Raw genomic sequence first — 15665 nt, 5'->3', positions numbered from 1 at the left:
CGGGTACAAGCTCATCCGGAGTTCACCTTACGATGGTCACGGAGCCTCACCATGTCAGACTTCGTCCGCACCCTTGCATTGGTCTTCGCGCTGATCCTCGCCGGGCCGGTGGGCGGGGGGGAGGATGGCGGTGAGCAGGCGCTGATCGATGAGGTGACCGCCGCGTTGCGCGAGCAGACCGGGGTGGAGCCGGATGCGGTAGCGGTGGTGGATGTCTTGAACCGCATTACCGTCGGGCTCTTGGAAGAAGGCCGCCATGCTGACGCCGAGCCGTTCGCCCGCATTGCCCTTGATCACGGCGAGCGCGTGCTGGGGGCCGAGCATCCGGATACCCTCGCAAGCGTCAACAACCTGGCTGGCCTGTACTACTCCCAAGGCCGCTATGGTGAGGCGGAGCCACTCCTCCGCCGGGCGCTGGAGGCCCGCGAGCGAGTGCTGGGGCCCAACCATCCGGATACCCTTTCGAGCGTCAACAACCTCGCTGGCCTGTATCTGACCCAGGGCCGCTACAGTGAGGCGGAGCCGCTTTGCTACCGCGGGTTTGTGGCTAATGAGCGGGCGCTGGGGGCCGAGCATCCGCAGACCCTCAAGAGTGCCGCCATCCTCGCAAGCCTTTACTATTTTCAGGCCCGCTTTGGCGAGGCGGAGCCGCTCCTGCGGCGGACGCTGGAGGCCAGCGAGCGGGTGCTGGGACACGACAATCCGGATACCCTATCAAGTGTCAACAATCTGGCCAGCCTGTACCTAGCCCAAGGCCGGTATGGTGAGGCGGAGCCGCTCCTGCGTCGGACGTTTGAAGCGAGCGAACGGGTGCTGGGGGCCGAGCATCCGGATACCCTTTCGAGCGTCAACAACCTCGCCGAACTGTACCGGACTCAAGATCGCAACGATGAGGCGGAGTCGTTCTACCGGCGAGCGTTGGAGACCAGCACACGGGTCTTAGGCGCCGAGCATCCGCAGACTCTCCAGAGCGCCAACAACCTCGCTTTGCTTTACACGGGTTTGGGCCGCTACGCTGAGGCGGAACCGCTCTACCGCCGGACGTTGGCCGCCCGCGAGCGGGTGCTGGGGGCGGAGCATCCGGATACGCTCCAGAGTGCTAACAACCTCGCAGGTCTGTACCAGGACCAGGGCAGCTACGAAAAGGCCGAGAGGCTCTACCGCCAGACGTTGCATGTTTGCGAGCGGGTGCTGGGAGTTGAGCATCCGCATACCCTCACAAGCGTAAACAACCTGGCCGGCTTGTACTGGGCCAAAGGCCGCTATCGCGATGCGGAACTTCTTTTGCGCCGGGCGCTGGGTATTAGTGAGCGAGTGCTTGGCGAGTACCATCCGAATACTATTCGGGTCCAAGGCAACCTGGCGCCTATCTTAGTCAACCAGGGCCGCTTGGCCCCTGCCCTCGCCGAGTTGCGGGTGATCGACGGCCGCTTGCGGACCTTCGTCGGGCGCCAGTTGGATACCACCGGCTCAGAATTGGTGCGCCGCCAATGGCTGGTCACGGAGTCCGGGCTTCAGGACATCGTCTTCACCCTGGCCCTGGCCCACCCAGACAGCGCCGCGCTGCCACTGGCGGCGGACATCCTGTTGCGCTGGAAGCGCCTGGCGGGCGACGAGGAGGCGGTGATCGCGCGGCTGACCCGTACCAGCCGAGACCCGCGGGTGATGGACCTGGGCGGGCGTCTCCGTCAGGCGCGTAGCGAACTGAGCCGGTTAGTCAATCTGCCCAAGCCGGACCCCAAGGTGACAGCCGCCGAACTGGCCGAATTGGAGCGGCTGGAGACCGAACTGGCCGGATTGAGCCGCCGCTTTCGCGGCCAGGTGGCTGGCCGCTCGGTGGAGTGGGAGTCGGTCCAGGCGGCCCTGCCGCGCGGTGCGGCACTGCTGGAACTCCGCGCCTTCAAGCCGGTCGATTTCAAGACCGGGAAGTTCGGCGAGGACCGCTGGCTCGCCGTACTGACGAGCGCGCAGCCGGCGGCGGAGACTGATACGGGCAGCCACGCCGGGAAGCGGTCCGGGAAGAAGAAACCCAAGGAGCCCCCGACGCTGCGCATCTTCGACCTGGGTCCCGTCTCGGCCACGACCCCGCTCCAGGCGGACCTGACCCGCCTGACCCGCGAGGCTCTCTGTCTCAACCAACTCCTGGCCGCCCCCGACCCCCGCCCGGCCTGCGCCGACGCGCTCGACCCGGCCGCGCCGGCCAAGCCGGAGGAGGTCCGCGCCCGCCTGGCGGCCGTCAATCAGTCCGCCGATGAGTCCGCCCGGACCCTCTACCGGACCCTGTTCGGCGCACTGGACAAGACCCTGGCCGGCTTCTCCATCCTGTACCTGGCCCCGGACGGGGCGCTGGACCTGATGCCCTTCGCGCGGCTCAAGCTCCCCGACGGGCGCTACTGGGTCGAGCGCCAGTCGCTGCGGGAACTGGGCACCGGGCGCGACCTTTTGCCGCTGGAGGCGGGCGGGGAGGCGGTGGGGATGATCGCGATGGGCGGGGTGGATTACGAGCGGTTTCCGGCGGCGGAGGCTGGGGTGGAGGCGACGGCGGTTGTTGGTGCGCCGGGGCGGGACGCCCCGGCTCCTTTGAACGAGCGGCTGCGCGCCGAGCGCGGCAGCTTCAAGCCGCTCCCGCAGACCGGTCCCGAGGCCGCGGCGGTCGGGCGCTCGTTCTGGGACTATTTCAACCGTAAGGCACGGGTCCTGACCGGGCCGGAGGCGGCCGAGTCCAGCCTGAGCGCGATCACCGAGCCGCCGCTGGTGCTGCATCTTGCGACCCACGGCTTCTTTCTGGCCGCCCGGGCGGATGGGACGGACCGGCCCCTGACGCTCGCCGGGCTGGCGCTGGCCGGGGCCAACCTGGGCCTTACGGGCAAGCTCGGCCCGGGCCACCAGGACGGCATCCTCTATGCACTGGAGGCGCAGGATCTCAACCTGGAGGGGACCCGGCTGGTGACCCTGTCCGCCTGCGACACCGGCCGCGGGGCGCTGGACCGCTCCGAGGGGGTCTATGGTCTCGTGCGCGCCTTCCAGATTGCCGGGGCCCAGGCCGTGCTGATGTCACTGTGGCCGCTCGACGATGCGCTGGCCGCCGAGTTCATGGGCGACTTCTACCGCCGCTGGCTCAGCGCCGGACCCAACAGCGACCCGTCCGACGCCCTGCGCGCGGCGCGGCTGGGATGGATCGGGGACAAGGCGGACCCGCGTCGGCAGGACCCGGCCTATTGGGCGCCCTTTGTGCTGGTGGAGCGGCGCTGATACCACCAGGCGCAATTGTTCGGATCATTGACGTAGGATGCGCCGCGCGGACCTTCAGCGGCCGCGGTTGAACGAAACGGCGTGAGTCTTGGTCAGCCCAACGGTGCGCACGGCGCACCCTACGCGCGCCGTCCAGGCGCCGAGCGGCGGCTCTACGGGCCGGACCGTGCCGCGACGGCTTACGTTCAGGGGGGCGTTGCGCTACCCTGCGTCGGTTACATGGTCCCGCCAAGTACGCCGACGGGCCGCTGCCGGGCCTTGCTGAGACCAATGCGGCGCGCGGCGCAAAGCGGGCGCGTCCAAGGCCCGGCCCACCCGCACACGGCCAGCGGCCGGGGTGCCTGAACCCAACCTGAGCACGGTGGTTGCGATGACCCTGTTTCACCTTGATGAGGCCGGTACCACGATCCGCACCGAGGTCCTCGCCGGGATCACGACCTGGCTTGCGATGGTCTATATCGTGGCGGTCAACCCGAGCATCCTGGCTACCACCGGCATGGACCAGGGGGCGCTGTTCGCGGCGACCTGTCTGGGTGCCGGCATCGCCTCCATCGCCATGGGCCTGTACGCCAACCTCCCGCTGGCGCTGGCGCCCGGCATGGGGCTCAACGCCTATTTTGCCTTCGTCGTGGTGGGTGGGCTGCACATCCCCTGGCAGGTCGCACTGGGCGCGGTCTTCCTGTCCGGCGTCCTGTTCCTGATCGTCTCGCTGCTGCGCGTGCGCGAATGGCTGATCAACACCATTCCGCTGTCGCTCAAGCTCGGCATCGGTGCGGGCATCGGCTTCTTCCTGGCACTGATCGGGTTGGAGCACATGGGCGTGGTGGTCGCAGCCCCCGCGACCTATGTGACCCTGGGCCAGCTCGGTAACCCCGCGACGCTGCTGGCCTGCGCCGGCTTCCTCACGATGGCGGCGCTGGCGGCGCGCGGCATCGCCGCGGCGGTGCTGATCGGCATCCTTGCGACCGCCGCCGCCGGCCTCCCGCTCGGCCTCACCAGCTTCCACGGCGTGGTCTCGCTGCCGCCCTCGCTGGCGCCCACCTGGCTCCAGATGGATATCCCCGGCGCGCTCAATCTGGGCCTGGTGAGCATCGTGCTGACCTTCTTCCTGGTCGACGTGCTGGACAATGCCGGCACCCTGATCGGGGTCACGCACCGGGCCGGGCTGATGCGCCCGGACGGTACCGTGCCGCGGCTCAAGCAGGCCCTGACGGCGGATTCGGGCGGTGCCATCCTGGGCGCGGCGCTCGGTACCTCGACCGTCACCAGCTACATCGAGAGCGCCGCGGGCATCCAGGCGGGCGGGCGCACCGGCCTGACCGCGGTGGTGACCGGCGTGCTGTTCCTGGCGACGCTCTTCTTCGCCCCGCTCGCCACCTCGCTCCCCGATTTCGCCACCGCGCCGGCGCTGCTGTTCGTCGCCTGCCTGATGGCCGGGGCCCTGCGCGGGCTCAACTGGGACGACCTGACCGACTATCTGCCGGCGGTGGTCACGGCGCTCGCGATGCCCTTCACCTTCTCGATCGCCGCCGGCATCGGGCTCGGTTTCATCGTCCATGCGGTGGTGAAGACGCTCGCCGGGCGTCCGCGTGAGGTCGGCGGGGCGGTGTGGCTGATCGCGGCGGCCTCGGCGGTGAAGTTCGCGATCCAATAGCCCCAGCAAGAGCGGTTCTCACGCCAAGGCGCCGATCCGGGCGGGCGGCAGCGCCTCGGCACGCGCAGGACTGCCGGGGCGGTGGGGGGGCTAGCCCGCCGCGGCCAGTGCCTGCTCCAGGTCGGCAATGATGTCGTCTACGTGTTCGATGCCGATGGACAGGCGCACCAGGTCCTGGGAGACGCCCGCGCGGGCCAGTTCCTCCGGGGAGAGTTGGCGGTGGGTGGTGGTGGCGGGGTGGCAGGCGAGCGTCTTGGCGTCGCCGATGTTCACCAGGCGCACGGCGAGCTTCAGCGCGTCGATGAATTGGGCGCCGGCGGCGAGCCCGCCCTTGATCCCGAAGGAGAGGATGGAACTGGCCTTGGCGCCGTCCATGTAGCGCTGCACCAGTGGGTAGTCCGGGCTGTCGGGCAGGCCGGCATAGCGCACCCAGGCCACCTTGGGGTGGTCCTTGAGGAACTGCGCGACGGCCAGCGCGTTCTCGCAATGGCGGTCCATGCGCACATGCAGGGTCTCGATCCCTTGCAGGATCAAGAAGCTGTTGAAGGGCGAGATGCAGGCGCCCATGTTGCGCAGCGGCACCACGCGGGCCCGGCCGATGAAGGCGGCGGCGCCCAGGGCCTGGGTGTAGACCACGCCGTGGTAGGAGACGTCCGGCTCGTTGAGCATGGGGAAGCGTTGCGCGTTCTGCGCCCAGGGGAATTTGCCGGAGTCCACCAGGACGCCGCCGATACTGGTGCCGTGGCCGCCCATGTATTTGGTCAGGGCGTGGATCACGATGTCCGCGCCGTGCTCGAAGGGGCGGCACAGGTAGGGGCTCGGCACCGTGTTGTCGACGATGAGCGGGACGCCGTGGGCGTGGGCCATGTCGGCGATGGCGGTGATGTCCGCCACATTGCCGGCCGGGTTGCCGATGGACTCGACGAAGACGGCGCGGGTCCTGGCGTCGATCTGCGACTGCATGCCGGCGATGTCGTTGGGGGCGGCGAAGCGCACCTGGATGCCGAGCCGGGGCAGGGTGTGGGCGAACAGGTTGTAGGAGCCGCCGTAGAGGGTGGAGACGGCGACGATATTGTCCCCGGCCTGGGCGATGGTGAAGATGGCGTCGGTCACCGCCGCCATGCCGGAGGCGAGCGCGAGGGCCCCGACCCCGCCCTCCATGGCCGCCACCCGCTGCTCCAGCACGTCGCTGGTGGGGTTCATCATGCGGGTGTAGATGTTGCCTGCCACCTTGAGGTCGAAGAGGTCCGCCCCGTGCTGGGTGTCGTCGAAGGCGTAGCTGGTGGTCTGATAGATGGGGGTGGCCACGGACTTGGTGGTGGGGTCCGGGGCAAAGCCGGCGTGGATGGCCAGGGTTTCGATCTTCATGGGGGCTCCGGTGGTGGTCTGGTGGTCGGTCTCGTTATCCGGCCGCGCGCGGGGCGCGGGGTGGCGCGCGGATGGTAACGCCCGGTCCGCCGCGCCGCGAGTGCCTTTTCTTGGCTCAGTCCTCCCCCAAGGCGGCGCGGATCAGCGCCGCGTCCAGGCTGCCCCGGGAGCCGATGCGCAGGCCGGCGCTCTCGCCCCCGCAACTGATCCCGTCCGCTCCCTCGTGCACGAAGCCCGCGGCCGCGATCGGCGCGGGTGCAAAGAGGTCCGCCAGGTCGCGGTGGGAGAACTCGCTGGGAAAGAGCACCGGGCGTTCGCCGCGGCTGGTCTTCAGCACGATGTACTTCACGCGACGGCCCCCCGGGGGTCGGGGGCCGCCCCGCGCTCCAGGTCTGCGCCCGGACCGGCAATTTCAGAAAGGGCGGTCATCCTATTGACCGACCGCCTTTGCCGCGTCGCCAAGACCGGCCAGGTCGTTGGTCAGGGCGAACCGCAATTGTGTATCGGCGATCTGCGGCAGCCGCGAGCGCGCGTCGGCGAGGCGCAGGGCCAGCGCCTCGTTGGTGGCCAGGATCGCCAGCGCGCGGTCACGTTCCGGCAGCGACGGCACCGAGGCGGCGAGCCGCAGTGCCTGCGCGAAGCCGCGATCGGCTGCGGCGCTGTCGCCGCCGCGCGCGGCGAAGCGTGCCAGTTCAGCGGTGACGGCCGCCTGCTCCGCGGGGTTCGTCAGCAGGGCGACGGCCGCGGCGGCGCGTTCAGCCGACTGGGTCGCCAGTGGCCGATAGGCGGGCAGCGCCGTTTGGCGCAGCCCCACCAAACCGCCTGCCAGCGCCTGATAGGCCGGGGTGTGCAGGCCCTCGGCCAGCGCGACCGCATCGGCGAGGCGCCCTGCTGCAAGTTCAGTTGCGACGAGTCGATAAAGGGCCCGATCTTTCCCGGCGGGGTCGGCAATCCGCGCCGCGGCACCCATGGCGCCCTGCCGGTCCCCCAACTGGGCACTGGTGTGCGCGAGTGCGCCAAGGATGCGCTCACGCGCCTGCGCGTCCTTGGCCGCGGCGATGTTGTGGGTCGCCTCGTCGAGTAGATTCAGGGCTGAGGCCCGGTAGCCCGCCTTGGCATAGCCCTGTGCGAGTGGGGGGATCGCCGACAGACGGGCGGCCGGGGTCGGGATGCGGCCCAGCGCCCCCAGCGCCGCCTGAAAATGGGCTCGGGCCTCCGCGGGACGGCCCAAGTCGGTCAGGAGTGCGGCAATCTCGCTCTCGGCCGCGGCCTGATCCGCGGGTGCGGTCAGGGTCGCGGCCATGGTCATCGCCTGCTGCAGGAGCGCGGCGGCCTCGAGCGGACGCCCGGCCCGGTGGCGATGGCGGGCCAGGGTGGCGTAGGCGGCGACCCGCGCCCCGGCCTGGTCGGGTTGCTGGTCGGCCGCGGCGCCCAGGCGCAGATACAGGTTCTCGGCGTCCGCCGACCGGCCTTCACGCCCCAGGTCATCGGCCAGCCGGGCGCCGCGGTCAAAGCGCAACTCGGGGTCCTGCAGGTGCTCGACCAGGGCCATGGCCTGCGGCGCGGCGCCGCGTTCGTGCAGGGCCCCGATCCGGTCGAGGAGATAGAGGTCCCACTCGGTGTCTTTCTTCAGATCGGCCAGGCGGCTGTCAAGGAATCCGAGCGTGTCCGGCCCGTCAGGCGCGGCCGTGCCGGCCCCCGCAGCCCCCGGTTGCCGGGGGCCCGCGGCGCCCGACTGGCCGAAAGACGCATCAAGGAGAGGCCCGGCAGCCCCCGGGATTGCGCCAGTGTCCGCGGGGACACCTGGGCCTGTGGCGGCGACACCCGGGTCGGTGGCGGCGCCACCCGGCTCCGCGGCGACGGCGCCCGCCGCGGGGTCCAGGAGTGCGGAGACCTGCATCTCGGCGACCATACCGGGATCGAATACGCCCGACTCGGCCGCCGCCTGGCCCATGGCCAGTGCGCCCACGCCGACCCGGTTGGGGTCAGGGGCGATGGTGCCGCTCCCGGACAACAGGTTGTAGGCGAACAGGCCCCCCGCGCCCATGCTCAGGCCCAACAGATAGATACCGGCCGCTGAACTGATCAGCCCGGTGCGGCTGGCCATCAGGCGCGGCAGGCCCAACTGCTTGCGGATCTCATCTTCCAGTTGGCGGCGCCGCTGCTGCGCCAGGCGCTCCTCCTGTTCTCTCTGATCCCGCTCCAGGGAGCGCTGTTGCTCGTAGAGCAGCGTCTGCCGGATCTGCTCGCGTTCCTTCTTCTCCTTCGCCAGATTTTCGTACTTGGCGAAGACGATTTCGCACTGCTCGCAGGTCGTGGGGGCCGGTTGGTCCCCCTTGACCTGGTGGACGTGACCACAGGCCGGGCAGGTGATCACCGTCGCCGGTTTTTCTACGGCGGCGAGTTCCAGGGTCAGGCCCGAGGTGTTGCAAGGGCGCAGATTGCAGCGGATACCGATTGCGAGCAATTTACGCTGGGTCTCCGCCCCGGTGTCCGCATCCAGGCCGCGGGCGATGACGAGCCCGCGCTGTTCGAGTATCTGCGCGCCCTGCTCGGGGGCGACCTTCATCCACTGCGCCAGGCGACTGACCGCCTGCGCACGTTCTTCGCCTTGCAGGTCGCTGCCGAAAAGAACCAGGTCGTAGCGGGTGCCGTTCGTCGTCATGGAAAAACCTCCAGTGCCCGGGCCGGGACCAGTGCCCCGGGCCGCCCGGACCCTTTCTCACCTGCGTCTGCTGATGGATCTCTTTTCATTGTGTCAGGCCGAAGGAACGGTTCACTGATAACTTAAACAATTCCATTAGGTACTGGCTATAGCGCCGTTGTCGTTGTCGTTGTCGTAATCGTAATCGTAATCGTAATCGTAATCGAGGGTTATCGTAGTGCCCGGATTCCCTCGCAGCCGAAAGTGCATTGCTTCTCCGATTACGACAACGAGAACGACAACGATTGCGTTTGACTGGTTCTTGACTCGTTACTATTGCGCCGCACCAGCAACACCCGACCCCGCTCCCGCCGGTGGCGCCACCACCCCCGGCGCCCTGGGGATGGCCGGGGCGAAGGGCCCCTTGCCGCGCACCGGTGCCGGGGCCTCGCGGGCGGCCTCGTCGACCCAGCCGCCGCCCATGGCCTGATAGATGCTGACCAGCGCGATCAGGCTGGCGGCGCGGGTGGCCGCCAGGTTCAGTTCGGCGGGAAAGAGTTCCTGATCGGCCTGGAGCACCGTCGAGTAGGGGACATAGCCGCCGGTGAACTGGAGCCTGGCCAGGCGCGCATAGTCGCTCAAGGCCTGGACCAGCCGCTGCTGGGTCGTCACCTCGGCGGTCAGCTTCTCCCGGCCGACGAGTGCGTTGGAGACGTCGGCGAAGGCGCCCACGATGACCCGCTGGTAGTTGTTCAGGGCCGCTTGCTGGAGCGCCACGGCCTGGGCGACCTGACCGCTGACCGCCCCGGCGGTGAAGATGGGTCCGGCCAGGGTCCCGGCAAAGCTCCAGGTATTGGCCGGTCCGCTGAAGAGGTTGGCGAGTTGGGCGCTGTTGGTGCCCAGGGCGCCGGTCAGGGAGATGGTCGGGAAGTACAGTGCCCGGGCCGCGCCGATCCGGGCATTGGCGGCGATCAATTGCTGCTCCGCCTCCAGAATGTCCGGTCGGCGGGCCAGCAGGTCCGACGGGACCCCGGCCGGGACGGCCGGCGCCACCAGGGTCTCGACGGGCAGGCCGCGCGGGATAGGCCCGGGGTTGCGTCCCAGGAGCACGCCGATGCCATTCTCGGTCTGGGCGATCTTGCGTTCCAGGAGCGGGATCTGGGCGCTGGCGGTCTCGTACTGCGACTTGGCCTGGGCGACCGTCATCTCCGAGACCTGTCCGTATTTGAACTGGGCCTCGAACAGGCGCAGGGATTCGCCATAGGCAGCCTGGGTCTGCTTCGACAAGGCGAGTTGGGAGTCGAGCCCGCGCAACTGGAGGTAGCCGCTCGCCACCGTCCCCACCAGTGACAGGATGACACCGCGTCTGGCCTCCTCGGTGGCGAGCAGGTTGGCCCGCGCCGCCTCGGTCTGACGGCGGATGCGGCCCCACAGGTCGATCTCCCAAGAGGCCCCGGCGAGGACCTGGAAGTTGTCCGCCGGGTTCGCGAAGGTGCCCGGGATGGTGGTGGCGGTGTCCTCGGAGACGCGCGCACGCTCGCCCACGCCGTTGTAGGTCAGTTGCGGAAAGAGCGGTGCGCGGGCCTGGCTCAGGACCCCGGCGGCGGCCTCCACGTTGGCCGCGGCGATCTTGACGTTCCAATTATGGGCCAGGGCCTGACTGATCAGGTCGTCCAGGACCGGGTCGTTGAAGCCCCGCCACCAACGGGTGTTGGCGGTCTCCTGCACCTCGCGGAACTGGAAGCGGTACTGCGCCGGGGTATCGACCTTGGGCCGGACATAATCGGGGCCGACCATGCAGCCGGCGAGCAGAACCGCCAGCGTCATGGTCGCTGCGAGACTGGCGCTCAGGGCCGGTGCCGCTCGGTCCGCACAGCGGACCCTAGGGGTTGCCCCCCCCGTAGGGTCCGCTGTGCGGACCGACGCCCCCGCAAAGGGCGCGGTGGTCGCATCCAAGATCGCGGGTCGCTTCAGGTCAGACATCCTTGCGCTCCACCCGAGTCGCGACTGCCGCGCCGCCGCCGGTCGCCCCCGGGCCATCCGCCCCCGCAGGCTTGGTCTCCACAGACGCCGAGAGATCGCTCCTGGCGCTGCCGAAGAACCGTTTGCTGAAGGTCCCCACCAGCCAATAAAACATCGGGATGAAGAAGATGGCGACCAGGGTGGCGACGAGCGTACCGCCGATGACGCCGGTGCCGATGGAGTGACGGCTGTTGGCCGAGGCCCCGGTGGCGATGGCGAGCGGCAGGGTCCCCAGGACGAAGGCAAAGGACGTCATGATGATCGGCCGCAGCCGCAGCCGCGCCGCCTCCGCCGCGGCGTCGAACAGCGACATCCCTTCCTTGCGGTGCAGTTCCACGGCGAATTCGACGATCAGGATGGCGTTTTTGGCCGCCAGCCCGACCAGCGTCAGCAGGCCGATCTGGAAATAGATGTCGTTGTCGATACCGCGCAGCGCAATGGCGATCAGCGCGCCCAGGACCGCAAAGGGGATCGCCATCATGACGCTGATCGGCAGGGACCAACTCTCGTATTGGGCGGCGAGGATCAGGAACACGAAGATCAGGCCGAAACTGAAGGCAATGGTCGAGGTGGACCCGGAGCTGACCTCCTCGCGTGCCTCGCCGGCCCACTCGAAGCCATAGCCCTGGGGCAGCAGTCCTTCCGCCACCTCCTGGATCGCCGCCAGGGCGGTGCCGGAACTCACCCCGGGGGCCGGGGCGCCATTGATGGCGATGGCCGGGTAGTTGTTGAAGCGGGTCACCATATCTGGCCCCACCACATAGCGGGTGCTGACCAGGGCCGACAGCGGGATCATCTTGTCATCGTTGTTCTTGACATAGAAATTACCGATATCTTCCGGGGTCATGCGATAGCTCGGCTCCGCCTGCAGGATCACCTGGAAGAGCCGTGAGTCCTTGGGAAACTGACTCACATACAGTGACCCGAACATGATCTGCAGGGTGTTGTAGACCTCCTGGATCGGCACCCCCAGGATCTCCGCCTTTTCCCGATCCACATCGGCGAGCAATTGCTGACCATTGGCGCGCACGGTGGTGGAGACCCCGGCGAGTTCAGGTCGGGTCTTGGCCTTTTCGATGATCTGATTGACCAGGTCGTAGAGTTGTCCAAAGGTCCCGGCGCCCTTCTGCTCGATCCACATCTGGAACCCGGCGGTGATGCCCAGTCCCGGGATGGCCGGCGGGTTGATGGGTACCACCAGGCCGCCCTGAATGCTCTGGAACTGGCGCATGCCGTCGGCGATGACCGCGTTCGCGGACAGGGCCGGTGAGGTGCGCTCCGCATAGTCCTTCAGGCTTACGAACAGCAGGCCGAAGTTGGTCTTCATCTGCGAGTCGATGAGGCTGTAGCCGTCGACCTGGGTGACATTGGCCACCGCCGGGTTGGCGCGCATGATGGTTGCGGCCTGGCTGCCGACCGCGTTGGTGCGCGACAGACTGGCGGAGTCCGGCAGGAAATAGGGCACGAAGATATAGCCCTGGTCCTCCTGGGGCACGAAGGCCGTCGGCAGGACCTTGAACAGCCACACGCAGCCGGCGATCACCAGACCAAGGACGAGGAAGCCCGGGAACCAGGCCCCCAGGACCGTCTTGACCCCCTGCACATAGCCGTTGGTGATCCGCTCGAAGCCCGTATCGAACCACGCGAAGAAGCCCTTCTTCTCGCCCTTCCTGGCCTGGATGAGGATGGCCGCCAGGGCCGGGGACAGAGTAAGCGCGATGAACCCGGAGAACACCACCGAGATGGCGATCGTCACGGCGAACTGTTGGTACAGGGCGCCGGTGATGCCGCCCAGGAAGGCGACCGGGACGAAGACCGCGTTCAACACCAGTACCACCGCGATCACGGGTCCGCTGACCTCGTCCATGGCCTTCTTCGCGGCCGCGTTGGGGGTCAGCCCGTATTGCTCCATATTGCGCTCGGTATTCTCCACCACCACGATGGCGTCATCCACCACCAGCCCGATGGCGAGGATCATGCCGAACAGGGTCAGCATGTTGATGGAGAAGCCCAGGAGCAGCATCCCGATCAGGGCGCCCAGGATCGACACCGGCACCGCCAGCGTCGGGATGATGGTCAGGCGCAGGCTGTGCAGGAAGATGAAGACCACCAGCACCACCAGCACCACGGCCTCGAAGAAGGTCTTGACCACCTCGTCGATGGACGCCTGCACGAAGGCGGTGGTATCCAGCGCCACGGCATAGTCGAGCCCGCTGGGAAAGCCCTTCGCCAGCTCCGCCAGGTTGGCGCGCACTTCCTTGGAGACCGCAATGGAGTTGGCCCCGGGCTGCTGATAGACGGCGATCAGGGTCGCCGGCCGGCCCTGGTATTCGGTCTGGAGGGTGTAGCTCTGGGCGCCCAGTTGCGCATAGCCCAGGTCCTTGACCCGCACCAGGGCCGCGTCCTTGTTCTCGGCGCGCACAATCATGTTGTCGAACTGGTCGGGTTCGGTGATGATACCGGTGGTGACCGGGAAGGTCATGGGTACCGGATAGGGAGTGGGCGTATCGCCGATGCGCCCGACCGCGAATTGCTGATTCTGCTGCTTGACCACGTTCGCGAGCTGGGTGGCGGTCACCCCGAGCTGGGCCATGCGATCGGGCTTGAGCCAGATACGCATCGCATACTCGGGGACGCCGAAGATGGCCGCCTGGTTGGCGCCGTCGATGCGGTTGATGTTGCTCAGAATCTGGGTATTGGTATAGTTTGAGATATAGTCGTTGTCGAGCCGGCCATCGGGTGAGAAGAAGGCCAGTACCATCAGAAAGGTGCTGGTCTTCTGCTGTACGTCCACGCCCTGCGCCTGCACCGACTGCGGCAATTGGGCCATCGCCTGACTCACCCGGTTCTGCACGTCCACCTGAGCCAGTTCGGGGTTGGTATCGATGGTGAAATAGACCGTCAGCGTATAGTTGCCGGTCGACGAACTGGCCGACGACATGTAGATCATGTTATTGGCACCGTTCACCTGCTCCTCGATCGGGGCGCCGACGTTCTGGGCCACCAGGGTGCCGTTGGCCCCCGGGTAGGTGGCGGAGACCTGGATCTGGATCGGGGTCACCTGCGGGTACTGGGCGATGGGCAACTGCACCATCGCCACCAGGCCGGCGATGGAGATGATCAGGGCGATGACGGCGGCGAAGATGGGCCGGTCGATGAAGAAGTGGGAGAACATGGGCTGGTCCTGCGCTGCTACTTCTTGGCGTCGTCGGCCGGGGCCGTGCTCTGGGCCGGCGCGGTTGGTCCATGGAGCACACCCGGGGGCGGGCGCGGGGCGGCGGGCTTGGTGTCGGTCCGCGCCGGCGCGGCGGCGGCCGGCGCGGTCGCGACGATCTTGACCCGGGCCCCGGGGGCGAGGCGTGACACCCCGTCGGTCACCACCACATCGCCGGCGGCGAGTCCGCCGGTAATGAACCAGTCATTGCCCTGCCAGGGTCCGACCTCCACCGGGCGGGGCGCGACGGTATCGTCCTTGCCGACCAGCATCACGAAGTGCCCCTTGGCACCCTGCAGCACGGCCTCCTGAGGGATCAGGATGGCGTTGCGGCGCACGGCTCCGGAGAGCCGCACCTGAACGAACTGCCCCGGGCGCAGGGTGTAATCGGGATTGGGCACGGTGGCGCGCAGCAGGAAGGTCCCGGTCTTGACGTTGTAATCGGCATTGGTAAAGGTGATACGGCCCTCGTGCGGGAAGACGGAACCGTCCGACAGGATGACCTGCACCACGAAGTCCTTCTGGTCGGGAACGCTCAGGATGCCCGCGTCCTTCTGGGTACGGAACTTGAGCATGTCGTTCTCGGACACGCTGAAGTTGACCCACAGGCTGTCGATCTGGGCGACATAGGTCAGCAGGCTGTTGGCCCCGGAGACATAGGCCCCGTCCTGGACCTGGGCATAGCTCGAGAGCCCCGTCACCGGGGCGGTGATGGTGGTATAGCCCAGGTTGAGTTGGGCCTGCTGCACGTTGGCCTTGGCCGCGTAGACTGCCGCCGCGGCCGACTGCTGCGAGCCGGTCGCGTCGTCAAGGTCCTTCTGACTCAGGGCCTTGAGCGCGGTCAGCGGCTTGACCCGCGCGAGATTGTCATTGGCGACCTGAAGCCGCGCCTGCTGCTCGCCCAGCGCGCCCTTGGCCGCGTCGAGCGAGGCCTGGAAGGGCTTGGGGTCCTGCCTGAACATCACGTCCCCGGCCTTGACCAGGCTGCCCTCGGTGTAGACCCGCTGCTCCAGGAAGCCGTCGACCCGCGCGCGGATCTGTACCTGGTGGGTACTCTCCGTCTGACCCACGTACGTAAAGCTGACCGGGATATCGCGCGGGACTATGGTCTGGACCGTCACCTGCGCCGGCGGGCGCTCCTGGGGCTTGGCCGCGGGCTTGTCGCAGCCCGCCAGGAAGGCAGACACCGTCAGGGCGATCAACAACCAACGCATCTCGGTGGTGCTCCGATGTAACTGGGGAATCCGCTCGGTCCAGGCCCCGAGCCCGCGGGGGGCACCGGGACTCAAGGCCCGGTTCAGCCGCTGCGGACTAGATGTGTGTATCGTCTCACACAAGGGGGCAGGCGGGACACCCGGCGGGCCGGGGGTGCGGTCAGAACTGATGTGGTGACCGAGATCCCGGGTACGCCGTCGTTGTCGTTGTCGTTGTCGTAATCGTGGTCGGATTATTCGATTACGACAACGACAACGACAGCGACAACGACAGCGACAACGACAACGACGCCCGGT

At 68.0% G+C, this 15665-nt stretch carries 8 protein-coding genes; 2 read left to right on the top strand and 6 right to left on the bottom strand.

Annotated elements, in window-relative coordinates:
• Positions 1-51: 51 nt before the first annotated feature.
• Together THSYN_RS21855 and THSYN_RS21850 are read left to right on the top strand one after the other, a co-directional pair.
• Complete coding sequence (locus tag THSYN_RS21855) at positions 52-3252, top strand: CHAT domain-containing tetratricopeptide repeat protein (protein ID WP_100920990.1); 3201 nt, start codon at positions 52-54, stop codon at positions 3250-3252.
• Between the two features lie 337 nt (positions 3253-3589).
• Positions 3590-4906, top strand: coding sequence for an NCS2 family permease (locus THSYN_RS21850; protein ID WP_249034754.1), 1317 nt, complete (start codon positions 3590-3592; stop codon positions 4904-4906).
• 90 nt (positions 4907-4996) lie between these two features.
• On the opposite strand, the gene THSYN_RS21845 is transcribed toward THSYN_RS21850, so the two are convergent.
• From THSYN_RS21845 to THSYN_RS21820, 6 genes are all read right to left on the bottom strand, one after another.
• Entirely contained in the window at positions 4997-6274 is a 1278-nt protein-coding gene (locus tag THSYN_RS21845; RefSeq protein ID WP_100920989.1) for an O-acetylhomoserine aminocarboxypropyltransferase/cysteine synthase family protein, read from the bottom strand.
• Positions 6275-6389: 115 nt separating this feature from the next.
• Positions 6390-6623 carry a hypothetical protein gene (locus THSYN_RS21840; protein WP_100920988.1) on the bottom strand — a complete coding sequence of 78 codons (234 nt, stop codon included), beginning with the start codon at positions 6621-6623 and terminating at the stop codon, positions 6390-6392.
• Between the two features lie 81 nt (positions 6624-6704).
• The gene (locus tag THSYN_RS21835; protein ID WP_100920987.1) at positions 6705-8939 is read right to left on the bottom strand and encodes a hypothetical protein; all 2235 of its coding nucleotides are present in this window, start codon (positions 8937-8939) and stop codon (positions 6705-6707) included.
• Positions 8940-9251: 312 nt separating this feature from the next.
• Positions 9252-10745 carry an efflux transporter outer membrane subunit gene (locus THSYN_RS21830; protein WP_100920986.1) on the bottom strand — a complete coding sequence of 498 codons (1494 nt, stop codon included), beginning with the start codon at positions 10743-10745 and terminating at the stop codon, positions 9252-9254.
• A gap of 148 nt (positions 10746-10893) precedes the next feature.
• A complete protein-coding gene (locus tag THSYN_RS21825; protein WP_100920985.1) occupies positions 10894-14115 on the bottom strand; it encodes an efflux RND transporter permease subunit in 3222 nt (1073 codons plus the stop codon).
• Positions 14116-14132: 17 nt separating this feature from the next.
• On the bottom strand, positions 14133-15368 hold the full coding sequence (locus tag THSYN_RS21820) for an efflux RND transporter periplasmic adaptor subunit (protein ID WP_100920984.1): 1236 nt from the start codon (positions 15366-15368) through the stop codon (positions 14133-14135).
• Positions 15369-15665 lie beyond the last annotated feature (297 nt).

It is taken from the genome of Candidatus Thiodictyon syntrophicum (genome assembly GCF_002813775.1).
Classification (GTDB): Bacteria; Pseudomonadota; Gammaproteobacteria; order Chromatiales; family Chromatiaceae; genus Thiodictyon; species Thiodictyon syntrophicum.
Note: the sequence above shows the minus strand (reverse complement) of the source record. Positions and strands in the feature narration are given on the sequence as shown.